At 68.8% G+C, this 24,788-nt stretch carries 24 protein-coding genes; 19 read left to right on the top strand and 5 right to left on the bottom strand.

Annotation, left to right across the window (positions count from 1 at the left end; genetic code table 11):
* Positions 1-302: 302 nt before the first annotated feature.
* Positions 303-1,199 carry a hypothetical protein gene (locus tag AC0L6G_RS12140; RefSeq protein WP_473252319.1) on the top strand — a complete coding sequence of 299 codons (897 nt, stop codon included), beginning with the start codon at positions 303-305 and terminating at the stop codon, positions 1,197-1,199.
* On the opposite strand, the gene AC0L6G_RS12135 is transcribed toward AC0L6G_RS12140, so the two are convergent.
* Entirely contained in the window at positions 1,200-2,360 is a 1,161-nt protein-coding gene (locus AC0L6G_RS12135; RefSeq protein WP_473252318.1) for an aminotransferase class V-fold PLP-dependent enzyme, read from the bottom strand.
* A gap of 73 nt (positions 2,361-2,433) precedes the next feature.
* Positions 2,434-5,283 carry a preprotein translocase subunit SecA gene (gene secA / locus AC0L6G_RS12130; protein WP_291535495.1) on the bottom strand — a complete coding sequence of 950 codons (2,850 nt, stop codon included), beginning with the start codon at positions 5,281-5,283 and terminating at the stop codon, positions 2,434-2,436.
* A gap of 241 nt (positions 5,284-5,524) precedes the next feature.
* On the opposite strand from secA, the gene AC0L6G_RS12125 reads away from it, so the two are divergent.
* The 4 genes from AC0L6G_RS12125 to AC0L6G_RS12110 are packed head-to-tail and all read left to right on the top strand — an operon-like array spanning position 5,525 to position 8,489.
* Entirely contained in the window at positions 5,525-6,451 is a 927-nt protein-coding gene (locus AC0L6G_RS12125; RefSeq protein WP_473252315.1) for a peptidylprolyl isomerase, read from the top strand.
* 1 nt (position 6,452) lies between these two features.
* Entirely contained in the window at positions 6,453-7,862 is a 1,410-nt protein-coding gene (argJ, locus tag AC0L6G_RS12120) for a bifunctional glutamate N-acetyltransferase/amino-acid acetyltransferase ArgJ (RefSeq protein ID WP_473252313.1), read from the top strand.
* Between the two features lie 11 nt (positions 7,863-7,873).
* The gene (locus AC0L6G_RS12115) at positions 7,874-8,272 is read left to right on the top strand and encodes a (deoxy)nucleoside triphosphate pyrophosphohydrolase (protein WP_291535546.1); all 399 of its coding nucleotides are present in this window, start codon (positions 7,874-7,876) and stop codon (positions 8,270-8,272) included.
* Positions 8,273-8,297: 25 nt separating this feature from the next.
* Complete coding sequence (locus AC0L6G_RS12110) at positions 8,298-8,489, top strand: Flp family type IVb pilin (protein ID WP_293826412.1); 192 nt, start codon at positions 8,298-8,300, stop codon at positions 8,487-8,489.
* Here AC0L6G_RS12110 and AC0L6G_RS12105 read toward each other — a convergent pair.
* Positions 8,486-9,388 (bottom strand): methyltransferase domain-containing protein, encoded by a 903-nt coding sequence (locus AC0L6G_RS12105; RefSeq protein ID WP_473252312.1) that lies wholly within the window; start codon positions 9,386-9,388, stop codon positions 8,486-8,488. The two genes, AC0L6G_RS12110 and AC0L6G_RS12105, sit on opposite strands and share 4 nt — an antisense overlap.
* On the opposite strand from AC0L6G_RS12105, the gene AC0L6G_RS12100 reads away from it, so the two are divergent.
* From AC0L6G_RS12100 to AC0L6G_RS12045, 12 genes are all read left to right on the top strand, one after another.
* Positions 9,387-10,193, top strand: a complete 807-nt coding sequence (locus AC0L6G_RS12100; protein WP_473252311.1) for a phosphoribosyltransferase family protein — start codon at positions 9,387-9,389, stop codon at positions 10,191-10,193. The genes AC0L6G_RS12105 and AC0L6G_RS12100 overlap by 2 nt on opposite strands.
* Positions 10,194-10,264: 71 nt before the next feature.
* Positions 10,265-10,522, top strand: a complete 258-nt coding sequence (gene grxC, locus AC0L6G_RS12095; RefSeq protein WP_293826407.1) for a glutaredoxin 3 — start codon at positions 10,265-10,267, stop codon at positions 10,520-10,522.
* 5 nt (positions 10,523-10,527) lie between these two features.
* The gene (locus AC0L6G_RS12090) at positions 10,528-11,367 is read left to right on the top strand and encodes a carbon-nitrogen hydrolase family protein (RefSeq protein WP_473253246.1); all 840 of its coding nucleotides are present in this window, start codon (positions 10,528-10,530) and stop codon (positions 11,365-11,367) included.
* A gap of 6 nt (positions 11,368-11,373) precedes the next feature.
* Positions 11,374-11,811: a DUF1178 family protein gene (locus tag AC0L6G_RS12085; RefSeq protein ID WP_473252310.1), complete on the top strand. Its 438-nt coding sequence runs from the start codon at positions 11,374-11,376 to the stop codon at positions 11,809-11,811.
* A 1-nt stretch (position 11,812) separates the two neighbouring features.
* On the top strand, positions 11,813-12,634 hold the full coding sequence (locus tag AC0L6G_RS12080) for an AraC family transcriptional regulator (protein WP_473252309.1): 822 nt from the start codon (positions 11,813-11,815) through the stop codon (positions 12,632-12,634).
* A gap of 32 nt (positions 12,635-12,666) precedes the next feature.
* Entirely contained in the window at positions 12,667-13,146 is a 480-nt protein-coding gene (locus tag AC0L6G_RS12075; RefSeq protein ID WP_473252308.1) for a DUF6265 family protein, read from the top strand.
* The gene (locus tag AC0L6G_RS12070) at positions 13,143-13,637 is read left to right on the top strand and encodes a GNAT family N-acetyltransferase (protein WP_473252307.1); all 495 of its coding nucleotides are present in this window, start codon (positions 13,143-13,145) and stop codon (positions 13,635-13,637) included. The genes AC0L6G_RS12075 and AC0L6G_RS12070 overlap by 4 nt, the downstream gene beginning before the upstream one ends.
* Positions 13,638-13,781: 144 nt before the next feature.
* A complete protein-coding gene (gene typA / locus AC0L6G_RS12065) occupies positions 13,782-15,614 on the top strand; it encodes a translational GTPase TypA (RefSeq protein WP_473252305.1) in 1,833 nt (610 codons plus the stop codon).
* 42 nt (positions 15,615-15,656) lie between these two features.
* Positions 15,657-18,356: a [protein-PII] uridylyltransferase gene (gene glnD / locus AC0L6G_RS12060; protein ID WP_473252303.1), complete on the top strand. Its 2,700-nt coding sequence runs from the start codon at positions 15,657-15,659 to the stop codon at positions 18,354-18,356.
* A gap of 34 nt (positions 18,357-18,390) precedes the next feature.
* Complete coding sequence (gene murJ / locus AC0L6G_RS12055; protein ID WP_473252302.1) at positions 18,391-19,986, top strand: murein biosynthesis integral membrane protein MurJ; 1,596 nt, start codon at positions 18,391-18,393, stop codon at positions 19,984-19,986.
* 125 nt (positions 19,987-20,111) lie between these two features.
* Entirely contained in the window at positions 20,112-21,161 is a 1,050-nt protein-coding gene (gene trpS / locus AC0L6G_RS12050) for a tryptophan--tRNA ligase (protein ID WP_473252301.1), read from the top strand.
* Positions 21,161-21,625: an OsmC family protein gene (locus AC0L6G_RS12045; protein WP_473252300.1), complete on the top strand. Its 465-nt coding sequence runs from the start codon at positions 21,161-21,163 to the stop codon at positions 21,623-21,625. Before trpS ends, AC0L6G_RS12045 begins: the two co-directional genes overlap by 1 nt.
* An 8-nt stretch (positions 21,626-21,633) precedes the next feature.
* Here AC0L6G_RS12045 and AC0L6G_RS12040 read toward each other — a convergent pair whose 3' ends face one another.
* Positions 21,634-22,383, bottom strand: a complete 750-nt coding sequence (locus tag AC0L6G_RS12040; protein WP_473252299.1) for a dienelactone hydrolase family protein — start codon at positions 22,381-22,383, stop codon at positions 21,634-21,636.
* Positions 22,384-22,490: 107 nt separating this feature from the next.
* On the opposite strand from AC0L6G_RS12040, the gene AC0L6G_RS12035 reads away from it, so the two are divergent.
* The gene (locus tag AC0L6G_RS12035; protein WP_291535477.1) at positions 22,491-23,126 is read left to right on the top strand and encodes a PadR family transcriptional regulator; all 636 of its coding nucleotides are present in this window, start codon (positions 22,491-22,493) and stop codon (positions 23,124-23,126) included.
* Positions 23,123-23,932, top strand: coding sequence for a siderophore-interacting protein (locus AC0L6G_RS12030; protein WP_293826380.1), 810 nt, complete (start codon positions 23,123-23,125; stop codon positions 23,930-23,932). Before AC0L6G_RS12035 ends, AC0L6G_RS12030 begins: the two co-directional genes overlap by 4 nt.
* Here AC0L6G_RS12030 and AC0L6G_RS12025 read toward each other — a convergent pair.
* On the bottom strand, positions 23,929-24,576 hold the full coding sequence (locus AC0L6G_RS12025; protein ID WP_293826378.1) for an alpha-ketoglutarate-dependent dioxygenase AlkB: 648 nt from the start codon (positions 24,574-24,576) through the stop codon (positions 23,929-23,931). The genes AC0L6G_RS12030 and AC0L6G_RS12025 overlap by 4 nt on opposite strands.
* Positions 24,577-24,788: the final 212 nt, after the last annotated feature.

Raw genomic sequence — 24,788 nt, 5'->3', positions numbered from 1 at the left:
GTGCAGCGCCACAAAGCAGAAAGCCGCCGGACTGGGGGAGTCCGGCGGCCTGCGCGAGCGGCGCCTGGAGGGGGAGGGGAGGGCGCCGGTCTCGCTTCGCTGCGGTTCGGAGGGGGTGTTCCGCAGCGTCGGAACGGGAGATGGGGAGGGCGCCGGCGGGTTCAAGAACCCGCGCAAACGAATTTTCGCGACATTTTGTCAGGCCGCCGCACCGGCATCGCCGGGGATCGGGGCGCGGACAACGGATTTCGATGCTAAGCGTTGAGGACTTCCAAAGGTGAAGCTGGAGCGCCAGGGTCGACATGCGTCGCTTTTTCATGGGTTCGGTCGTCGCGGCCGTGATCGGCCTGCTGCTCGCGGGCGGGGGTTACTGGGCCTATTGGAACTTCTATTCCCGGTTCCAGCCGGTCACGATCAGCCGCAATGCGGGCGAGGTGCAGCGATTGCTGGACGAGGCGTCGTGGGTCTCGGACGGCGGCGGGGGCCAGCCGCTCTATATCGTCACCTATCGCGACAGCGCCGCCAGCCATCGCTATCTGCGAGACGAGGTCGCCAAGCTGAAGGCGGCGGGGGTCGAGACCCGCTTCATCGTGTTCGCGCGCGCCGATGCGGAGGGAACGCCGCGATCAACGGCGGCCGAGCGGGCCACGGTCTCGGAACTGTGGCTGAGCCGCGACTGGCCGCTCTACCAACGCTGGATGGCGACGCCCGCGAACAGCTGGACGGCGGCCGGCCTGCCCCAGGCGGACAACGATCTGGCGCGGACCGCCGTGGTGGAGGCCGGGCGGCGGTTCGACGATCAGCTGGGACGGTTGCTGCGCGATGCCGGGGTGCGGATCAGCTATCCCCTGATCCTGTGGCGCGACCGGGACGGCTTCCTGAAGGCTTGCGGCTGCGCCGACAGCCGAGCCTGGGCCTTCATCCGCGACGATGTCGGGGCGCCGGACAGGCTGGGGGCCCCCCAAGAGGCGCTGTCGCCGTCCGAAGAAGAGCCAAGCGCGCCGGACGGGACGGCGGCCATGCCCTATCCTGATCTGCCGGCGATACCGCCGATCGAATCCCCGTCCGGCCCCGCCCCGCTGGGTCCGCAGGGCCAAGACCAGAGAAACTCGCGGCCCGCCGCGTCGTCCGCGCGTCCGCAGCCCCCTCGCCGGGCCGCACCGGCCGCCAGCCAGCAGGAAGACACGACCTTCTATTGATCAGAGGGCGGCCGAGGCGGCGATCAGACGTTCCACGTCCTCGGCGTCCTGATAAAGGCCGAAGCCGAAGCGGATGACATCGTCGCGAACATCGGCGACGACGCCTGCCTGCCTCAGCGCCGCGCGCCAGGCGGGGGCGTCGGGATGGCGCAGCGCCAGAAAGCGCGCCCGGGGCGCCTCGCCCTGCACCGGATTGAGCACCTCCGCCCGGGCCGGCGCGCCCGCCTCGCCAGACGCAAGCGCCGCCTGGAACCGGGCCGCCAAGCCGCGCGCATGGGCGGCGACGGCCGCAGTGTCCAGGCCCTGCTCGGCCAGCATCCGCCGCGCCGCATTGAACCGATAAAGCGCCGAACAGTCGAAGGTCGCGCCCCAGAAGCGGCCGCCGTCGCTGCGATACCGGACCCCGCCGGGCGGCCCGGACAGGTCGCCGAACTCTGCGAACCAGCCGGTGACGACAGGTCGGGGGCAGAAGTCGGGCGGAGCGTGCAGGAAACAGGCCCCCTCGCCCGCCATGGCGTATTTATAGCCGCCGGCGACGTAGAAGACCCGGTCGGCCACCGCCGACAGATCGGTCGGGGTCGCCATGAACCCGTGATAGCCGTCGATCAGGACCCACGGCCCTTCCGGCCGGGCCAGGGCGGCCAAGTCTTCCATACGGTCGAAGAGGCCGCCCGTGCGGAAGAAGACCTGGCTGACGACGATCCAGTCGTAACCCCCGCTCTTCGCCTCTTCGACGAAGCGATCCGCGAAGGAGTCGAAGGGCGCCAGGGGCACGCGCGTCACCGCCGCCGCGCCGACCTCTTCCCACCGATCCGCCTGACGCCGGAAAGAATGGAACTCTCCGTCGGTCGACAGGATGCGGGCCGGCGACCGCTCCAATCCCGAGAACAGGCGCAGCAGGAAATCATGGGTGTTGGAGGAAAAGACCAGGCTGTCTGGCGACGCCAGGTTCAGCTCGGCGGCGACATGGGCCTGAGCCTCGGGGATCACCTGGCCGAACACAAGGTCCCACTTGTGATCGGCGTGCCGATTGGCGTCGAGCCAGGCCTGCTGCTGGCCCTCGAAACCGGCGTCGGGCCACAGATGATGGCTATGCGCCGCGAAATGCAGCCGATCCGGCGCCGCCGCCAGGGCGCGGGAGAAGAGGGACTTGTAGGTCATCCCTCTTCCTTAGCCGTCGAACGAACGTCTCACCAAGCGCACAGGCGACAAGCCGCCGCGCACGGCGCGCCTCTCAAGCCAGAGCGCCATGGCAGTGTTTGAACTTGCGGCCGGAGCCGCAGGGGCAGGGGGCGTTGCGGCCGGTCATTTCCCAACCCGGCGGCAGGGCCTCGACCGGCAATTTGGAGCGGTCGTCGCCGATCAGGGCCTGTTCCGGGTTCTGAGCCGACGGATTCGTCATCTCGTTCTCGCCGGTGCCGGGGTTCAGGTGGATTTCCTGGAACTCGGGCAGTTCGGGCGGGGGCTGGAAGCGGAACTCCACGGTCATCAGCCAGCGGGTGACATTGTGGCGCAGATCGTAGAGCAGGCTTTCGAACAGGGAGAAGGCTTCGGTCTTGTACTCTTGCAACGGGTCGCGCTGGCCATAGCCGCGCAGGCCGATGACGCCGCGCAGATGGTCCAGGTGGACCAGATGCTCGCGCCACTGCATGTCGATCATCTGCAGCATGAACTGCTTTTCCAGACCGCGCGTCTGTTCGGCGCCGATCAGTTCCAGCCGTTCGGCGGCGCGGGCGTCGGCGGCGGCCAGCAGGCGTTCCTCGATCTCCTCGTTGGAGACGCCTTCCTCGGCGGCCCAGTCGTGCAGCGGCAGCTCCAGGCCCAGGGTCGTGCGGACCTTCTCGTCCAGGCCGTCGATGTCCCACTGTTCGGCATAGGCCTTGGGCGGCATATAGCGTTCGACCAGGTCGGAAACCACGTCGCGGCGGAAATCGCCGACCAGTTCGGACAGGTCCTCGGAGTCCATGAATTCCTGGCGCTGCTCGAAGACGGCCTTGCGCTGGTCGTTCACAACATCGTCGTATTTCAGCAGGTTCTTGCGGATGTCGTAGTTGCGGGTCTCGACGCGCTTCTGGGCGGTTTCGATGGCGCGGTTCAGCCAGGGGTGGGTGATGGCCTCGCCCTGCGCCACGCCGAAGGTCTTCATGATCGAGTCCAGACGGTCGCCGGCGAAGATGCGCAGCAGGTCGTCCTCGCAGGACAGGTAGAATTTCGACACGCCTGGGTCGCCCTGGCGGCCGGTGCGGCCGCGCAGCTGGTTGTCGATGCGACGGCTTTCGTGACGTTCGGTGCCCAGGACGAACAGGCCGCCGGCGGCGAGCGCGATTTCCCGCTGGACGGCGATCTCGGCCTTGAACTCGGCCTCCTTGGCCGCCTCCATCTCGGGAGTGACTTCGACAGCCATGTTGCGCTGTTCCAGTAGCCACTTCTGCATCTTCATCTCGAGGTTGCCCCCAAGCTGGATGTCGGTGCCGCGGCCAGCCATGTTGGTGGCGATGGTGACGGCGCCGGGCAGGCCCGCGTCGGCGACGATATAGGCCTCCTGCTCGTGCTGGCGCGCGTTCAGGACGTTGTGCGGAATGCCCCGCAGCTTGGTCTCGTAGACGATGTCATAGGCGGCGTCGCCGATCTTCTCGGCCTCCTTGGCCCGGCCAGCATACTCCGGCTTCAGCGTGCGCGACACCTCCACCTTGTGCTCATAGCGGCTCAGCAGGTCCGACAGCTGCTCCGAACGCTCGATCGAGACGGTGCCGACAAGGATCGGCTGGCCGGCCAGGTGGCATTCGGCGATCTGCCTGGCGATCGCCTGGTTCTTCTCTTCGTGGGTCCGATAGACCTCGTCGTCGTAGTCCTTGCGCTGGATCGGCCGGTTGGTCGGCACCTCCAAGACATCCATCTTGTAGATGTCGCCGAACTCTTGGGCCTCGGTCGCGGCGGTGCCGGTCATGCCCGACAGCTTTTCATAGAGGCGGAAGTAGTTTTGGATCGTCACCGAGGCCAGGGTCTGGTTCTCGGGCTGGATCTTGACGTCCTCCTTGGCCTCGATGGCCTGGTGCAGGCCCTCGGACAGACGACGGCCGGTCATCATGCGGCCGGTGAATTCGTCGATCAGGACGATCTCGCCGCCCTTGATGATGTAGTCCTTGTCGCGCTGATACAGAGTGTTGGCGCGCAGGGCCTGGTTGGCGTGGTGGACCAGGCTGATGTTGGCCGCGTCGTACAGGCCCGTGGTGTCGGCGGCAAAGTGGCCGCCGGCTTCCAGCGCCTCTTCCATCCGCTCCGAACCCAGTTCGGTCAGCAGGACCTGTTTCTGCTTTTCGTCCAGCTCATAGGTGTCCTTGTCCTTGATCAGGTCTTTGATCAGGGCGTCCAGCACCTTGTAGAGGTCCGAACGGTCCTCGGTCGGACCCGAGATGATCAAGGGCGTGCGCGCCTCGTCGATCAGGATGGAATCGACCTCGTCGACGATGGCGAAGTTGTGCGGACGCTGCACCATCTCGCGTCGGTCATAGACCAGGTTGTCGCGCAGATAGTCGAAGCCGAACTCGTTGTTGGTGCCATAGGTGACGTCGGCGGCGTAGGCGGCTTGGCGCTGGCCCTGGGACAGGCCGTTGACGATGACCCCGACCTCGAGACCCAGGAAGCGATAGACCTTGCCCATCGTCTCGGCGTCGCGGCGGGCCAGATAGTCGTTGACGGTGATGACGTGCACGCCCTTGCCGGCCAGGGCGTTCAGATAGACGGGGGCCACGGCCACCAGGGTCTTGCCCTCGCCGGTCCGCATCTCGGCGATGCCGCCTTCGTGCAGGATCATGCCCCCGGCCAGCTGGACGTCGTACTGACGCTGGCCCAGCACCCGCTTGGACGCCTCGCGCACGACGGCGAAGGCCTCGGGCAGGATCTTGTCCAGGGTCTCGCCGTTCGCCAGTCGGTCCTTGAAGGCGTCGGTCATCATCCGCAGTTCGTCGTTGGACAAGGCCGCGAACCTGGGCTCCAGCGCATTGATCCGCTGAGCCTGGTCCTGAAAAGCCTTGACCTTGCGGTCGTTGGAAGAACCGAAAAATTTCTTGGCGAAGCCGAGCATGTCAGATCCGGTAAAGGTCGAGCGTCAACGAGGAGCGGCTCTGAAATCCCGTGAGGGCGGCGATAGGGACGCCGCGAGAGAGGCCCGAACCGACGGCGGCCGCGGCGCGCCGGAACCAGGCGCGCGCGAAGGGCCGCGCAGACGATCAAAACCCCTCGACTTGGGCGCAGGGCGGACTTAAGCACCGGCCTAACCCCTGTCAACGCGAGGGGCTTTCGGCCGCCTTCGACGGAGCGCCTCCTTGATCCCATTCCGGCGACCCTCGACCTGGCGAAAAACGGCGGTCCTGGCCGCGCTTCTGGCCGCCGGACTGACGACGGCGGCCTGTTCGCGCGACGGGGGCGACCGGCCGCCGGAGCCGGGCGACCAGGCCGTGGCCACGGTGCAGGATCGCACCATCTGGGCCTCCGACGTGCGGCGCGAGGCGGTTGCGCAAGGGTTGATCGGCGAGGGCGAGCCGCTGGACGCGACGTCGGACCTGTTCCGCCGGGTGCTGGACGAGGTGATCGACCAGAAGCTCCTGGCCGGAGAGGCCCAGCGCCGTCGCCTGGATTCCTCGGCCCTGGCCCAGCGTCGCCTCGAGGCGACGCGCGAGCGCATCTTGGGCGACATGCTGGTGGAGAGCGTGGTCGACAAGGCCGTGTCGGACCAAGCGGTGCAGACGCTTTATAATGAGCAGCTGCGGCTGGCGAAGAACGCCGAGGAAATCCGCGTGCGGCTGATCCTGTCGCGCACCCGGCCCGAGGCCGACGCGGTGATCGGAATATTGGGCCAGGACGCCGGGTTCGAGGCGGTGGCGATGGAGCGGTCCATCGACGAGGCGACGCGATTCTCGGGCGGGGACCTGGGCTATTCGACGCTGGACGTCATGCCCCAGGCCTATGCCGACGCCCTGCGCGACAAGCCGGCAGGCGCCGTCGTCGGGCCTTTTCAGACGGAAGGCGGTTGGGCCGTGCTGCGGGTCGAGGACCGGCGAAAGGAGACGCCGCCCACCCTGGAGCAGGCCCGGCCGCAGATCGTGCGCTATCTGACGTATGAGGGCGTGCGCCAGTTGCTGGAGCAGCTTCGGGGCAAGGCCAAGGTCGATATCCACCTGCCCGCCCCGCCGAAGCCGCCCGCCAGTACGCCCCCCGCCGCGCCCGCCCAGCCCTCCGAACCGGCCGCCTGACATGACCAAGCCCCCCTCCACGACCGGCCAGAAGATCGAACAGGTGTTCGAAAAGGCGCTGGACCCCTTCGCCACGGCCTTGAAGCGCGCGACCCGGGTCGCCGGAACGGAGCCTTCGGCCGCCGCCGCCGCGCCAGCACCGGCCCCCGCCGGCAAGCCTGGCCTGGCGATCTCGCCCCTGGCCACGCCCTTTCCCGCCATTCCGCCCATCGGCGGGGTCGAGATCGCCACCGCCCGGGCGGGCTTCTACAAGCACGAGCGCGACGACCTGGTGGTGTTCCGCTTCGCCCGCGGGACCAGCTGCGCCGGCGTCTTCACCCGCCACAAGATCGGATCGGCGCCCGTCGATTGGTGCAAGAAGCATCTGGGCGGCGCGGAAGGCGGCAAGGATGTGCGCGCCCTGGTGGTCAACGCCGGGTGCGCCAACGCCTTCACCGGCAAGGCCGGGGCCGACGCCGCCCGACGCACCGCCTCGGAGGTCGCCAAACGGTTCGGCTGCCGCCAGCGCGACGTCATGCTGGCCTCGACCGGAGTGATCGGCGTGGTGCTGGACGACAGGAAGATCGTCGCCAAACTGCCCGAGATCGAGAACGGGCTGGAGGCCGCCCATCCATCCGATCAATGGGCCAGGGCCGGGCGCGGCATCATGACCACCGACACCTTCCCCAAGGGCTCCTACGCCGAGGCCGAGATCGAGGGCTACAAGGTCCGCATCGCCGGGATCGCCAAGGGGTCGGGCATGATCGCGCCGGACATGGCGACCATGCTGGCCTTCATCGTCACCGACGCCGACATCCATCCGAACGTGCTGCAGGCGCTGCTGGGCCTGCATGTCCGCACCACCTTCAACTCGGTGACGGTGGACGGCGACACCTCGACCAACGACACGGCGCTTCTGTTCGCCACAGGAACCTCGGGCGCGCCGCGCATCGGCCGGGTCGGCGACCGGCGGCTGAAGAGCTTTTCCGCCGCCCTGGACAAGGTGATGCTGGACCTGGCGCACCAGCTGGTGCGCGACGGCGAGGGCGCGACCAAGTTCGTAAAGGTGACGGTGGACGGCGCGGCCAGCCCCGCCTCGGCGCGGAAGCTGGCCAAGTCCATCGCCGACAGCCCCCTGGTCAAGACCGCCATCGCCGGTCAGGACGCCAACTGGGGCCGGGTGGTCATGGCCGTGGGCAAGACCGAGGAGCCGGTCGACCGCGACCGCCTGGCCATCAAGTTCGGCCCGCACCAGGCCGCCATCGACGGCGCCCCGGCCTCGACCTATGACGAGGCCAAGATGACGGCCTATATGAAGAACCCCGAGATCGACATCACCGTCGATGTCGGTTCCGGCCGGGCGTCCGCCACCGTCTGGACCTGCGACCTGACCAAGGGCTACATCGAGATCAACGGCGATTATCGCTCGTGAACGAAGCGCCGATCCCCACCGTCCTGGTCGTCGCCGTCGCCCTGATCGATGTGGACGGGCGGGTGCTGATCGCCAAACGGCCGCAGGGCAAGACATTGGCCGGGCTTTGGGAATTTCCCGGCGGCAAGGTGGAGCCGGGCGAACGGCCTGAACAGGCCCTGATCCGCGAGCTGAAGGAAGAGCTAGGGATCGACGTCAGCGAAAACTGCCTGTCGCCGTTCGTTTTCGCCAGCCATGCTTACGATTCATTTCACCTGTTGATGCCATTGTATCTGTGCCGGCGCTGGGACGGCGTGGTCACGGCGCGTGAGCACGACGGCCTGGCCTGGGTGAAGCCGGAGAAGCTTTCGGACTATCCCATGCCGCCGGCGGACGAACCCCTGGTCGCCTGGCTGCGCGACCTGCTGTAACCACCGCCGACCAGGGAGGCCGGTCATGCGACGTCTTATCGGCCGATTCCTGCGCGACGAGGGCGGCGCGACCGCCATCGAATACGGCCTGATCTGCGCCCTGATCTTCCTGGCCATAGTGGGCTCCATCAACGCCTTCGCGAACGCCCAGAACGGCGGCCTGGCCGTGACCGTCGAAAAGCTGACGACGGCCATGAAGGCCGCCATAAGCGGCTAGTCCGGTTCCTCGCCCGTCATTTCCCGGACGCCCAGCGCATCGGCCAGACGGGTCTTGGCCGAACCGCGCGGCAGAGGTTTCTGCTGGCTGTCGTGCGGCTTCCAGCCGGCCAGGTGGATGATCTCGAAGGTCGCGGGGATGCGGCCGTCCTCCAGGCCGTGGCGTTCGGCGTAAAGGGCGGCGGCGCGCGCGACGATGCGACGGTTCAACGGCCGCACGGGGCCGTGCAGCCCATTGGTCTCGCCCATCGCCCGAAGATCGCCGATCAGGGCGAACAGGTCGGGGTATCGCACCGTGAACCGATCCACGTCCGAGACCGGCAGGGCGAAGCCGGCCCGTTGCAGAAGGGCCGCCCCGTCATAGCCGTCGGCGAAAGGCGACACGCGCGCCTGGGCGCCGCCGCGCTCGGCCAGTTCGGCCTCGGTCAACACCGCACGCAGCTCTTTCAGGGTTCCCGCGCCGAACAGGGTCCCGATGAACAGGCCGTCCGGTTTCAGCGCCCGGCGGATCTGCGCCAGGGCGCCGGGCAGGTCGTTGGCCCAGTGCAGCGTCAGAAGCGAGACGATCAGGTCGGTCGATGCGTCGGAGAGGGGCAGGGCCTGGGCGCCCGGCGCGGCCCGCCGGTCCAGGCCGAGGGGCGCGGAGACGGCGCCGATGCGGGGCGCGGCGTCGCTGGCGCGTACTGCACGATCAAACACGCCGGAATGGGCGGAAAGATCGACCACGACGGGAAAATCGCGCACTATCGCCTCCAGGCTCTCGGCGGCGTTTTCGGCGGCGCGGACGTGGAGGAAATCGGCCTGATGGAAGCGGCGGGCCGATCGCGCCAGGCGAGCCTGGCGGCGGGCGGCGTCGAAGATGCGCGGGGGGCCTTCGAAAGGGACGGGGGAGACGGTCATGGACGCACAGGATGGGGGCTGGCGGCGCGCCTGGGAAGGGGCGGCGCGGCGGTTGCGGTCGGGCGGCGCCGGTTGGGGCCGCGGACTGGCCGATCTGATCCTGCCCCCGACGGCTCATGACAGCCGCGCGGCGACGGCAGCGGCCGGCCTGACGCCCGACGCCTGGAGCCGCATTCGGTTTCTGGAGGCGCCGGTCTGCGACGGCTGCGGCGCCGCATTCGAATACGACGGCGGCGCCTTCGCCGAAGCCCGTTGCGCGGCCTGCGTCGCCCAGCCCTATGTCTTCGAAAGGGCGCGGGCGGCATGCCTGTACGACGAGGCGTCGCGCGGCCTGATCCTGCGGTTCAAGCATGGGGACCAGCAGCAGTTCGCCCCCCTGTTCGCGCGCTGGATCGGGCGGGCCGCGGCCGAACTGGTCGAAGCGGCGGACGCCGTGGTCCCGGTGCCTCTGCATCCGTTTCGCCTGTTGTCGCGCCGGTTCAACCAGGCGGCCGAGATCGCCCGCCCCCTGGCCCGCAGCGCGGCGCGCGACTATCTGCCCGACGCCCTGATCCGCACGTCCCACACCGCAAGCCAGGGCGGAAAGAGCCGACGGGGGCGGCGGCTGAACGTGAAAAAGGCCTTCGTCGTCACCGAGGCGGGGCGGCGGCGCATTCGGGGACGGCGCATCCTTCTGATCGACGACGTGTTGACCACGGGCGCGACCGGCGAGGCCTGCGCGCGCGCTCTGATCGAGGCGGGCGCGCGGGCGGTGGACCTGGCCGTGATCGCACGGGTGCGAAACGCCCGTGAACTGACTATGTAGAATGCGCCCCGCCGCCCGCTGCATGGCGATGCTCGACTTGAGGGCGTGAAATTTTTGAGTGGAGAATCCCTTTGGCCGACGTCGTCATCTACACCAAGCCCGGTTGCCCCTACTGCTTCAGCGCCATGTCGCTGCTGAAGAAGAAGGGCGTGGACTATACCGAGATCGTGGCATCCAACGACGCCGACAAGAAGGCCGAAATGGTCGAGAAGTCCGGCGGCCGCATGACCTTCCCGCAGATTTTCATCGACGGCCGGCACGTCGGCGGGTCCGACGACATCCACGCGCTGGACCGCGACGGCAAGCTGGACGCCCTGCTGGCCGCCTGATGTCGATGAGCGGCGGGATCGACATCGCCCTGATCCAGACCCGCACGCCGGCGACGGCGCGGGACGCACTGGCTCATGTCGAGCCGCTGATCCGCCAGGCGGCCTCGACCGGGGCGCGGTTCATCCTGACGCCGGAGGGGACCAATGTCCTGGAGCAGCGCCGCGAGCGTCGCGACGCCGCCGTCATCGACGAGGATCAGGATGTGGCGGTTCTCGGCCTGCGGCGCCTGGCGGCCGAACTAGGCGTCTGGCTGCTTATCGGCTCGGCCATCGTGCGGTCGGGGCGCGCCGGGGAGGGGCGGGCGGCCAATCGCTCGTTTCTGGTCGATTCGTCGGGCGCGATCACGGCGCGGTATGACAAGCTGCATGTCTTCGACATCGACCTGCCGAACGGAGAACGCTATCGCGAGAGCGCCACGGTGCGGCCGGGCGACAGGGCGGTCGCGGCCGATACGCCTTGGGGACGCCTGGGTCTGACCGTCTGCTACGACATCCGCTTTCCCCACCTGTATCGCCAGCTGGCCAAGGCGGGCGCCTCGATGATCGCGATTCCCGCCGCCTTCACCGCCCCGACTGGCGAGGCCCACTGGGAGACCCTGCTGCGCGCCCGCGCCATCGAGACCGGAGCCTTCGTCCTGGCGCCGGCGCAGGGCGGTCCGCACGAAGACGGCCGGCGCACCTGGGGCCGCTCCACCGTCGTCGGGCCCTGGGGCGAGATCATCGCCAAGGCCGATCACGACGAGCCTTGCATCGTGACGGCGAAACTGGACATGGAGGCGGTGCGACGCGCCCGCGCCGCAGTGCCGGCCCTGACCCATGACCGCGACTTCCTGCCTGCCTCCTGACCGCCGATGATCCGCTACGCCCTGAAATGCGACCACGACCACGGTTTCGAAGCCTGGTTCGGTTCGTCTTCCGACTATGACGACCAGGCGGCGCGCGGCCTGGTGGAATGCCCGTTTTGCGGCTCCGGCGAGGTCGAAAAGGCGGTGATGTCGCCCTCCGTCAGCGGGACGAAACGCTCGCCCCCCGCCGCTCTCGAGGCCGTGAAGACGATGCAGACCATGATGATGGAGGCCGCCCGCGAGGTGCGCGCCCATGTCGAGGCCAATTTCGACTATGTCGGGGACGCCTTCGCCCGCGAGGCGCGCGCGATCCATGAGGGCCGGTCCGAAAGACGCGAGATCTATGGCGAGGCCACGCCCGCCGACGTCGAGAAGCTGAAGGCGGACGGCGTCCCGGTGTCCGCCCTGCCGGAGGCGCCGCCGGACCCGTCGAAGGTGAACTGAGGTGGCCTCGGGGGAGGACCGCTACCGGGAGTTCGTGCCGCCCGCAGCGCTGCGGCCCTTCGTCCGCGTCATCTGGACCTACGCCGCCCCCGACCCCAGCATGACGATCCAGCGGATCGCGCCGGACGGCTGCCCCGAACTGATCTTCGACCTGGGCGCGCCCTATGCGGAGCAGGCCCCGGACGGCGCCTTCCATCTGCAACCGCCCGCCCTGTTCGCCGGCCAGATGACCCGTCCCCTGGTGATGCGGCCGACCGGCCCGACCGAACTGGTCGCTATCCGCTTCGAACCCGACGGAGCCAGGGACTTTCTGGGCCTGCCCCTGGCGACGGCGACGGACCGGCGGCTGGACATGACGGCGCGCCTGGCCGGTTTCGCCCCGCCGCCCGGCGATCCCGAAGGACAGGCCGCCGCCTTCGTCGCCTGGCTTGACGACCTGAGACGGCGCGGGGACTGGGCGATCGACCCGGTCATCCGGGCCGAGATCGAGGCCGCCGCCGAAGACAAGCCCATATCCTGCCGCTCGCCCGGCGACCGCCGCGCCCTGCAACGACGGTTCGCGGATCGCGTTGGCGTCTCGCCGCGCATGCTGCGCTCGATCTTTCGTTTCCGGCGCGTGTTCGATCACGCCGCAACGCCCAGCGCCGACGCCAGCTGGCTGGAGGCGGGGCTGGACGCCGGCTATTTCGACCAACCACAGATGGCGCGCGACTTTCGCCGATTTCTAGGCTGCACCGCCACCGAATGGGCGCGAGAGCAGCACGAACTGGCCCGCGCCATAGCGTCGCAAACCTACAAGCCGGGTCCGCCTCACGCCGACTAGGGTCTCGGCGCTGGAGAGAGGGATATCCCATCATGCTGATCGCGCTGACCATGGCCGCCGCCTTGCAAACCCCAAACCTGCGACCCGACCTGGGTTGGATGGCCGGCGCCTGGCTTTCGTGCGAGCCGGGACGCGAGGTTTCGGAAATCTGGACCGATCCGCGCCTGTCGCTGATGCTGGGCGTCAATGTGACGATCCGGGGCGACCGCATAGGCTTCGAACAGTCGCGCATCGCGCCGACCGGCCCGGCCCCTGACGCGCCCTACGCCTATTTCGCCCAGCCGGGAGGAGCGCCGGTCACGGTGTTCGCCGTCGTCGCCTCCGGCCCCGGCCATGTCGTGTTCGAACAGGCGGCCGCCGACGACTTTCCCAAGCGCGTCGTCTATGAACGCGACGGCGAGGCCCTGAACGCGCGGATCGAAGGCGTGGTCGACGGGCGGGAAAGGACCATTCGATGGCGCTTCCAGAAGGCGGAACTGAACGCACGCTGCCCCGCGCCGACGGCGGGTTGAGCTGGCGGCCCATGCGGCCGGGCGACATCGCGGCGGTGGTCGGAGTGGCGCGGCTGTCCTTTCCCGATCATTTCGAGGACCAGGCCTGTTTCGAGAACCGGCTGGCGCTTTATCCGCGCGGCTGTTTCGTCCTGGCCGACGGCGACGCCCCGGCCAGGGGCTATCTGATCGCCTATCCGTGGAAGGCCGACAGCGCGCCGCCGCTGAACACGGTGATCGAGGGCCTGCCGGCCGACCCCAACCTGATCTATCTGCACGACCTGGCCCTGCATCCCGAAGCGCGGGGCGCAGGCGCGACCGGCGCGATCGTGGAAAGGCTGGCCGAGCAGGCGGCCGAGGACGGCTGGCCGGTCATCGCCCTGGTGGCGGTCAACGACGCCGTCGGCTTCTGGTCGCGCCAGGGGTTCGCCGAGAAGACGGTCCCGGGCATGGCGGCCAAGCTGGCCAGCTACGGCGCCGATGCGCGCTACATGACCCGCGACCTGGGCTGACGCCTGAACGGGTCTTGGCCGCCTGCTCTGGCGTTTCGCCGCTCTTGCCTGTAAGAGGCGCGCGAAACTTTCTCCCCCTAATGCCTGCATCCCTTGCAGCGGCGCGGATTCTCCGCGACCGAACACAGTCCGCCCGAGCCCTTCATGAACCTGCGCAACGTCGCCATCATCGCCCACGTCGACCACGGCAAGACGACCCTGGTGGATCAACTGCTCGCCCAGTCCGGCGTGTTCCGAGCCAATGAGGCGACGACCGAGCGCGCCATGGACTCCAACGACCAGGAAAAGGAGCGCGGCATCACCATCCTGGCCAAGTGCACCTCGGTGCTCTGGAACGGAAAGGCGGGCGAGACCCGCATCAACATCATCGACACCCCGGGCCACGCCGACTTCGGCGGCGAGGTCGAGCGCATCCTTGGCATGGTGGACGGCTGCGTCATCCTGGTCGACGCCGAAGAGGGCGTCATGCCCCAGACCAAGTTCGTGCTGACCAAGGCCCTGAAGATGGGCCTGCGTCCGATCCTGTGCATCAACAAGGTCGACCGCGCCCACGCCGACCCGGACCGCGTCCACAACGAGACCTTCGACCTGTTCGCCGCCATCGGCGCGACCGACGAACAGCTGGACTTCCCGCACATCTACGCCTCGGGCCGCAACGGCTGGGCGACGCTGGACCTGAACGTCCCGAACGACAACCTGGCCCCGCTGTTCGACCTGATCGTCGACCACGTTCCGCCGCCGGCCGTCCAGGCCAACAAGGACAAGCCGTTCCGCATGCTGAACGTGCTGATCGAAAGCGACCCCTTCCTGGGCCGCCTGCTGACTGGCCGGATCGAGAGCGGCAAGGCGATCCCCGGCATGGCGATCCACGCCCTGGACCGCGACGGCAAGGAGATCGAGCGCGGCCGCATCACCAAGGTCCTGGCATTCCGCGGCCTGAAGCGCCAGCCGCTGGACGAGGGTTCGGAAGCGGGCGACATCGTCGCCATCGCCGGCATGTCCAAGGCGACCGTGGCCGACACCCTGTGCGCCATGGAAGTCACCGAGCCGCTGGACGCCCAGCCGATCGACCCGCCGACCATCTCCATGACCGTCTCGGTCAACGACAGCCCCCTGGCTGGCCGCGAAGGTGACAAGGTCCAATCGCGCGTCATCCGCGACCGCCTGCTGAAGGAGGCCGAGGCCAACGTCGCCATCCGCGTGACGACGACCGAAGGCGGCGACGCCTATGAGGTCGCGGGGCGCGGCGAACTGCAACTGGGCGTTCTGATCGAGAACATGCGCCGCGAAGGCTTCGAGGTCTCGATCTCGCGTCCGCGCGTGGTGTTCCAGACCGGCGATAACGGCGAGAAGCTGGAGCCGATCGAGGACGTCATGATCGACGTGGACGACGAGTTCACCGGCGTCGTCATCGAGAAGCTGTCGGCCCGCAAGGCCGAGTTGTCGGACATGGGCCCGTCCGGCGCCGGCAAGACCCGCATCAGCCTGAAGGCGCCGTCGCGCGCCCTGATCGGCTATCAGGGCGAGTTCCTGACCGACACGCGCGGTTCGGGCGTTCTGAACCGCGTGTTCAGCCACTATGAGCCGCACAAGGGCGCCATCGCCGGCCGTCTGAAGGGCGTGCTGATCTCGAACTCGGACGGCGAGACCGCCGCCTTCGCCCTGTGGAACCTGGAAGATCGCGGCGTCATGTTTGTCGGCGCGGGCGAAAAGACCTATCAGGGCATGATCATCGGCGAGAACGCGCGTTGGGACGACCTGGACGTCAACCCGATCAAGGGCAAGCAGCTGACCAACGTCCGGGCCGCCGGCAAGGACGAGGCCGTGCGCCTGACCCCGCCGCGCCAGATGTCGCTGGAACAGGCCATCGCCTATATCGACGACGACGAACTGGTCGAGGTGACGCCGAAGTCCATCCGCCTGCGCAAGCAGGTGCTGAACCCGTCGTTCCGCAAGAAGCGCGTTCGTCCCGAATAATCGTCCACTGACGCGGCGAGGGTTTGAGGCCTATATCGGCGGATGACCCCCGCTTCGCCCAGCCTGGACGACCGACTAGACGAGGCCGCCGCCGCGCAGGATCCGCGCGCGGCGGTCTCTTTCGTATTGCGCGAGACCTATGACGCCGCCCGCGCCCGCGCAGAGCGCAAGCTGGACGCCGGCCTGAAGGGGCGCGAGGTGGCCCGGCTCTACGCCGCCGCGGCGGACGAGATGCTGACCGCCCTGTGGCGGGTGGCGACGCAGATATTGTTCCCCGTATCGCCGGTCGAGAGCGAGCGCCTGTCGCTGGTGGCGGTGGGCGGTTACGGGCGCGGCGTATTGGCGCCCTTCTCCGATCTGGACCTGCTGTTCCTGCGCCCGGCCAAGGCCACGCCGCGCGGCGAGAACGTGATCGAATTCGTCCTCTATGTGCTGTGGGACCTGGGGGTGAAGGTCGGGCCTTCCGTGCGTTCGGTCGAGGAGTGTCTGAGCCTTTCGCGCACCGACATGTCGGTTCGGACCACCCTGCTCGAGGCGCGGCCGCTGGCGGGCGATCAGGCCTTGGCCGAATTGATGATCGGGCGGTTCCGGGACATGGTGTCAAAGACCGACCCGCGCCCCTTCATCGCCGCCAAGCTGGAAGAACGGACCCTTCGCCACCAGAAGGCGGGCGTGACGCGGTACAAGGTCGAACCCAACGTCAAGGACGGCAAGGGGGGGCTGCGCGACCTGAACACCCTGTACTGGGTCGCTCGCTCCCTGGCGCCCGACAGCCGGCTGGGCGCGACGGTGATGGACGAGCTGTTCACCCCACGCGAGCGGCGCACATCCGACGAGGCGTTCGACTTCCTGTGGCGCGTGCGCACCCACCTGCACCTGATCGCGGGACGGCCCGAGGAAAAGCTGACCTTCGACATGCAGCCCGAGGTCGCGCGGCGCATGGGGTGGCGCGGGCGTGGCGACGAACCGGCGGTCGAGCGATTCATGCGCCGCTATTTCCTGATCGCCCGCGATGTCGGCGCCCTGACCCGCGCAATGTCGGCCAAGCTGGAGGCGCGCCATCAGAAGACGGCCCAAGGCCTGTCGCGGCTGATGATCCCGTTTCGCCCGGCGCGGCGCAAGCTGGAGATCGACGGGTTTTGGATCGACCAGGGCCGGCTGTCGGTCGAGGGCCCGGAGGTGTTCGCCGCCGATCCGGTCAAGCTGCTGACCCTGTTCGTAGCCGCCGACAGGCATGACCTCGATCTGCACCCGGACGCTTTTTCGGCGGTGACGCGCTCGCTGTCGCTGGTGACGCCCCGTCTGCGACGCGATCCGGCGGCGAGCCGCGCCTTTCTGGACGTTCTGGCGCACGGACAAAGGCCTTACCGGGTTCTGACCATCATGAACGAGACGGGCCTGCTGGGCCGGTTCCTGCCCGAATGGGGCCGGATCGTCGGCCAGACCCAGTTCAACATGTATCACGCCTATACGGTGGACGAGCATACGCTGCAGGCCATCGGCATCATCAACGACATCGCGCGGGGCAAGCTGAAGGGCGACCACCCGTTGGCGACCGAGATCGTGCAGCTGATCTCGGACACTGAAGCCCTGATGCTGGGCATGCTGCTGCACGATGTGGGCAAGGGCGGCGAACGGGGACAGCTGGAGGACGGCGCCATCGCCGCGCGCCGGGCGTGCGAACGGCTGGGTGTCGATCCGCGGCGGATAGAACTGGTGGTCTGGCTGGTGCGCAGCCATCTGGCCCTGTCCGATTACGCCCAGAAGCGCGACCTGTCCGACCCGGCCACGATCCGCGCCTTCGCGGAACTGGTCGGCGATCCCGAGCGGTTGCGAATGCTGCTGGTTTTGACCGTCGCCGACATCCGGGCGGTGGGGCCAGGGGTCTGGAACGGCTGGAAGGGCCAGCTGATGCGCACCCTCTACGACCAAGTCGCCGCCCTGTTCCGGGGCGAGGACGTGATGTGCGAGGATCCCCTGTCGGCCCACCCCGCCCTGGTCGAGCGCGCACGCAAGGACGGCGCGGCGGCCGAGGCGGCGCCGGTGTCGCCGGTCGAGGGGCTGCCGGTCCAGGCGACCGAAATCTCCATCGCCGCCGCCGACCGGCCCGGCCTGTTCGCCGACCTGGCCCAGACCATGGCCGCCCTGGGCGCGGACGTCACCGACGCGCGCGTCGCGACCGAGGCGGGCGTGGTGCTGGATGTCTTTCGCGTTCAGGATGGGGCGGGCCTGCCCTATGGCCAGGCCGAGCCGCGCCGGCTGAAGACCCTGGTCCAGGCGCTGGAAAAGGCCGCGCGGGGCGAGGGTCGGATCGGACAGGCGCCCCGGCTGGCCGGCAACGCCCGCAAGGCCGCCTTCGAGGTTCGGCCGGTGGTCATGGTCGATCATCACGCCAGCGAGGCGGCCACGGTGATCGAAGTGTCCTGCGCCGACCGGCCCGGCCTGCTGGCCGATCTGTCGCGGGTGTTCACCGACGAGGGGCTCAGCATACGTTCGGCCCATGTGGCCAGCTATGGCGAGCGGGCGGTGGACAGTTTCTATGTGGTGGATCGCAAGGGACGAAAACTGGCGTCCGAACAGCGGATCGAAGAATTGCGCCAGGCGCTGGAGGCGGTGCTGAACAGCCGCGCCCCCGCTCCGGAAGGCCGCAAGGTGCGTTCGGCCCGCGCCAGCGCCCGCGACGTCTCGGAACTGGGCCGGCGCGTGCGCAAGCCCGTATCGCCGCCTGGGGAAGCGCGCTAAGCGAAGCGATCCTTCGCCTCTGTCGAATGTCCGCATGAGCCTCGCCCGCAACACCCTGGTCCAGTCGAGCCTGACGCTGGGCAGCCGCATCCTGGGCTTCGTGCGCGACATGGCGCTGGCGGCGCGCTTCGGCCAGGGACCGATGATGGACGCCTTCACCACCGCCCTGATGCTGCCCAACATGTTCCGGCGCCTGTTCGCCGAGGGCGCCTTCGCCCAGGCCTTCGTGCCGGTCTATGGCGGGGTCCGGGCGCGCGAGGGCGAAGCGGCGGCCGCCGTCACGGCGTCCGAGGCGCTCAGCTTCATGCTGGCGGTGGTCGCCGGCTTCTGCATTCTGCTGCAGATCGTGATGCCGTGGATCATGCCGTGGCTGCTGTCGGCCTATCGCGATCAGCCCCAGGTGCTGCGCGCCGCCGTGATCGCCACTCAGCTGGCCATGCCCTATCTGGCCTGCATGACCGTGGCGTCCCTACTGTCGGGGGTGCTGAACACGGGCGGTCGGTTCGCCCTGTCGGCGGCCGTGCCCGTGTTTCTGAACCTGTGCACCCTGGCCGCCCTGATGCCGCCGTTGATCCTGCCGATCGCGCAGGAGGCGGTGCTGTTGATGGTCACGGCGGCGGTGACGGTTTCCGGCCTGATCCAGGCGGGGCTGCTGTGGTGGGGCGTGCGGCGGCTGGGCGTGCGTCTGAAGATCGGCCTGCCGCGCATCACCCCCAATGTGCGCCACACTCTGGCCCTGGCCGTGCCCGGCGCCCTGGCCGGCGGGGCGCTTCAGATCAACTCCCTGGTGTCGCAGTTCCTGACAGGCTCGGACGAGGGCGCGCGCTCGGTTCTCTATAACGCCGATCGCCTGTACCAGCTTCCGCTGGGCCTTGTCGGGGTGGCCATCGGCCTGGCCCTGGTGCCGCGACTGACCAAGGCCTTCGTGGCCGGCGATCACGAGGGCGGCCAGCGCACCCTGGACGACGGCGTCAACCTGGCCATGGCTTTCACCCTGCCCGCCGCCGTAGCCCTGTTCGTCATCCCCTTCTTCATCATCGACGCGACGGTGACGCGCGGCGCCTTCACCTCGGCCGACGCCGCCCGCACGGCCGACGTGCTGCGCCAGTTCGCCTGGGGCGTGCCGGCCTTCGTCCTGGCCAAGGTCCTGACCCCGCCGTTCTTCGCCCGCCAGGACACCCGCCGGCCGATGATCTTCGCCGTGACCAGCGTTGCGATCACAATCGTCCTGGGCTCGGTCCTGTTCTTCTGGTTCCGCAGCCAGGGCTGGGACGGGGTGCTGGGCCTGGCCATCGCCACCAGCACCTCGGCCTGGATCAATGTCGCCCTGCTGGGCGGGGTGCTGGTCCGCGAGAACAGCTGGCGGCCGTCGCCGGCCTTCGTGTCCCGCTTCGCCCGCGTGGCCGCGGCCAGCGCCATGATGGCCGCCCTGCTGTTCGCGGCCGACGTCTTCTATCCGCAACTGAGCCGCCTGTTCCTGGCCAAGGAGATCGCCATCCTGGCGGTGTGCGGCGCGGGGGCGGGTCTGTATGGCTTCTGTCTGCTGGCCTTCCGCGCCGTCACCCTGTCGGAACTGAAGGCGACGCTGCGGCGCGAGCCGGGCGGGACGGCGGTCTCCGGTCTGGACTGACCGGCGGCGAACCGATAAGCGCGAGACCATGACGACCTCGGGCCCGACCTTCGACCGGCGATGGCGCTGCTGATCCGCCGCCCGCTTCGCCACGCCTGCCTTCCGACTTTTCGAGACCCGATTTCATGACAGATCAAATTCCGCCGACCGCTGCTCCGGCCTATACCGGCCCGCGCCGCATCCTGTCCGGCATCCAGGCCTCCGGCGCCCTGCATCTGGGCAACTATCTGGGCGCGCTGAAGCGGTTCGTCGAACTGCAGGACCAGGGCGCGCCGGTCTTCGTCTTCGTCGCCGACATGCACGCCATCACCGTCTGGCAGGAACCGGAGAAGCTGGCGGCCCAGACGCGCGAGATCGCCGCCGCCTATCTGGCGTCGGGCCTGGATCCGAGAAAGGCGATCATCTTCCCGCAATCGGCCGTGCGCGCCCACGCCGACCTGGCCTGGATATTCAACTGCATCGCCCGCCTCGGCTGGCTGGACCGGATGACCCAGTTCAAGGAGAAGTCGGGCAAGCACAAGGAACGGGCTTCGGTCGGCCTCTACACCTATCCGGTGCTCCAGGCCGCCGACATCCTGCTCTACAAGGCGACCGAGGTGCCGGTGGGCGAGGACCAGAAGCAGCATCTGGAACTGACCCGCGACATCGCCGCCAAGTTCAACAACGACTTCGGCGTGCCCGGTTTCTTCCCCGTGCCCGAGCCGATCATCCAGGGCCCAGCGACCCGCGTCATGAGCCTGCGCGACGGGGCGGCCAAGATGTCCAAGTCGGATCCGTCCGACAACAGCCGCATCAACCTGACCGACGACGCGGACACGATCGCGTCAAAGATCCGCAAGGCCAAGACCGACCCGGCGCCCCTGCCGGAAACCCTGGAGGAGCTGAACGAGCGGCCCGAGGCCAGGAATCTGGTGGCCATCTACGCCGCCCTGGCGGGGACGACGCGCGAACAGGTGATCGCCGATTTCGGCGGCCAGGGCTTCGGCGCCTTCAAGCCCGCGCTGGCGGACCTGGCCGTCTCGGCTCTGGCGCCGGTCACGGCCGAGATGCGCCGCCTGATGGACGACCCGGCCGAGATCGACCGGGTGCTGAAGGACGGGGCCGAACGCGCCGCCGCCGTCGCCGATCCGGTCGTGGACGAGGTCAAGAAAATCGTCGGTTTCTGGAGGGCCTGATGGGCGCTTACGAAGCGAAGATCGCCTGGAGACGGGGCGGTCAGCCCTTCCTGGACAAGCGGTATAGCCGCGCCCATTCCTGGCCCTTCGACGGCGGGGCGGTCGTGCCGGCGTCTTCGGCCCCGTCCAGCGTGCCCGTGCCGATGTCCGATCCTTCGGGGGTGGACCCGGAGGAGGCGATGATCGCCTCCCTGTCCAGCTGTCATATGCTGTGGTTTCTGGCCTTCGCCGCCAATGCGGGCCTGACGGTCGATACCTATGTCGACGAGGCCTCCGGCGAAATGGGACAGGACGACGGCGACCGCCGCTACATCGCCAAGGTCGTCCTTCGTCCCCGCACCCGCTTCACCGGTCGCGTTCCGTCGCAGGAGGAACTGGACGCCCTGCACCGCCAGGCCCACGACCGTTGCGAGATGGCCCATTCGGTACGGGCGACGATTACGACCATCGCGACTACCGGCTGAAACGGCGTCTAAAGCGTTGGGGCGACGTCGGTCAGAAAGGCGCGGAAGCGGCGCAACGCCTCTTCGGTCAGGTGCGCATCGTGACGCATCGGACCGTTGCTGGTCGGCTCGTCGAAGGCGTGGGTGCCACCTGCGACCCAGCTTTCGACCTCGGCGCCGCAGTCGCGGATCATGGCGTTGACCCGTTCGGCGTTGCGGACGGTGGTCAGGTGGTCACGCCGGCAGGTCACGGCCAGGACCCGCGGGCAATGCCGCCACGGCTTCATCCGGTTGAAGGCGAAGGGACCGATATAGGGATACATCAGCCACACCGCGCGCACTCCCGACAGGTCCGCTTCGGCAGGGTTGGAAACGCCCATCGTTCCGGGGCCGGGCGTCTCGCTCATCATCTCCATGATCGACCAGCCGCCATGGCTCCAGCCGCCAAGAGCCAGTTTCGTCGCATCCACGTCGGGCCGCGCCGATACGCCATGGATCGCGGCCAGCACGTCGCCCGCCCGCTCATAGCCTCGGAACGAAAGGCCGGTGCAGACGGCCGTCAGGGTGAAGGCCCGTCCCCAACCGCGCGGGGCGTAGGAGTCCACGATGAAGGCGCGCCACCCCGCCGCCTTGGCCACGGCGGCGTAGCGGGGCAGGTGGTCCCGCAGGCCCCCGCAGCCATGAAACAGCAGGACCGCCGGGCGCGGCCTGTCGTCGTCGGGGCCGACGACGGTCACATGAGGTTCGAGGCGAGACCAGCGGCGCTTCAGATCGTCCATGACCGCTTTACGCCGCAGGCGAGCGGCGAACGCCAGCCCCTCTTGCGCATTTCGATATTCCGATATATCTAAACCACGAGCACAGATATATCGAAAAGGAATCGATCATGAGGTCCAAGGGGATCTTCCAAGGCCGCCGCGACGGATGCGGCGGAAAACACGGCCGGCCGGAAGGGTTTGGCAACGGCTTCGGCCGGGGGATGCGCGGCGCGCGCGGCGCTGACTTCGGTCCCGGCTGGGAAGGACGCGATACGCGCGGACGCGGTCACGGCCATGGCCGGCGCGGCGGCGGGCGTCTGTTCGACCACGGCACGCTGCGCTGGGTGCTGCTGTCGCTGATCGCCGAAAAGCCCAGCCACGGCTACGAGCTGATCAAGGCGGTGGAGACCAAACTGGGCGGCGCCTATTCGCCCAGCCCCGGCGTCATCTACCCCAGCCTGACCCTGCTGGAGGAAATGGGCGCGCTGGAATCCGAGGCCCAGGGCGGCAAGAAACTGTATTCCATCACCGGCGCCGGCCGCGCCATGCTGGCCGAAAACGAAGAGGTTCTGAGGGCCGCCGAGGCGACCATGGACAAGTTCGCCGCCCGCGCCCTGCGCCCGGCCGCCATCCAAGACGCCGTCGGCCGGCTGCGCCACGCCATCCATGCGCGGCTGACGGGCGAGGCCGCCCTGACCGAGGCCCAGGTCCAGGGCATCGCGGCCATCCTGAACGAGGCCGCCGACAAGGTGGAGCGGGCATGAGCGACGCGCTTCGCACGCCCCGACGGTTGCGGCACGAACTGAAGTTCCGCACCCTGCGCGTCGCCGAGGTTCAGGACCTGACGCCCACCCTGCGCCGCATCGTGCTGGAGGGGGCGGACCTGGACGGGTTCGTCTCTTTGGGGTTCGACGACCATGTGAAGATCTTTCCCGTGGCGGAGGGCCAGGCCCCGATCCTGCCGACCATCGGGCCCGACGGGCCGGTTTTTCCCGAGCCGCGTCCGGTCGCGCGCGACTATACGCCCCGCGCCTATGACTCCGCGAAGAACCGCCTGACGCTGGACTTCGTGACGGGGCACGGCGGGCCGGCGACCGAATGGGCCATGGCGGCCAGCACGGGTTCGGTGCTGGGCGTCGGGGGACCGCGCGGCTCCTTCGTCGTGCCGACCGCCTTCGCCGACCATGTGCTGATCGGCGACGAGACGGCGCTGCCCGCCATCGCGCGGCGGCTGGAGGAACTGCCTGCCCAGGCCCGCGCCCATGTGGTGGTCGAGGTCGCCGGCGCGGCGTCGCGGCTGACGTTGGACAGCGCCGCCAAGGCGACTGTGACCTGGGCCGTGCGCGACGGCGCCCCGCGCGGCCGGGCCGAAGCGCTGACGGCGGCGGTCGAAACGGCCTTGGCCCTGGTCGACCGCAGCGACGCCTATGTCTGGATCGCGGCCGAATCCGACGTCGCCAAGACCTTGCGCGCCAAGGTTCTGGACATGGGCTTTTCGCCCAGAGCGATGAAGGCGGCCGGCTATTGGCGGCTGGGCGGCGCCGGCGCGCACGAGGTCATCGAGGATTAAAGGCCCCGGCCCGCCACGCGCAGGGTCAGGTTCAGCCTGCCCCCGCCGGGAAGCAAACGGGACGAGCCGGCCAGTATGCGGTCGATTCCGTGCCGGGCCAGGCGGGCCGGGCCCGTCAGGGCGCAAACGTCGCCGCTGTCCAACCGGACGGTCGTGGTGGTCCCGCCCTCGGCCGGGCCGATGCGGAAGCGCGCGGCGTCGCCCAGGGACACTGACAGGACCGGCGCCCCCAGATCGGCCTCGTCGCGATCCTGGTGCAGGCCCATCCTGGCGCCCTCGCGATACAGATTGACCAGACAGGCGTCAGGCAGGCCCGGCCAATCCACGGTCCGTCGCCATAGATCGAGCAGGAAGGACGGGATCGCCGGCCACGGGCGCCCGGTTTCGGGGTGGATCGCCTGATAGCGGTAGCCCGCCCGGTCTGACACCCAGCCCAGCGGGCCGAAGTTGCTCATCTCGACTGAGAACGGCCGCCCGCCCGGCGTGAGCGGCCGATAGGGCGGGGCCTGCCGCAAGCGCGCGAACACGGTCGCGGCCAGGGCCGCCTGGGCCGCCGCATCGAGCGCGCCCGGCCACAGCCGAAAGCCCTCGACGGCGGTGGCGACCTCGACGGGGGCGGGTGTGATCGCTGGTCTGACGGACATCGCGAGCGCCTCGGCTCCTGGGCCCTTCGTGAGCTCGGCTTCGAAAGCATAGACGCAGCCGCCCGAGCCGTCATCGATATTGACGCAAGTTTCGGCCGTCCTCCAGCGCACGAACCCAGGATGTCGCCCTCCCAGTCGTCCTTGCGCGAATCCGAGCCTTGGAGGTCTTTCCCGGCGCAACGCGGCGTCCCGTCGTTCTTTGCCCCATACGA

This window comes from Brevundimonas sp. D3-1P (genome assembly GCF_055809335.1).
Note: the sequence above shows the minus strand (reverse complement) of the source record. Positions and strands in the feature narration are given on the sequence as shown.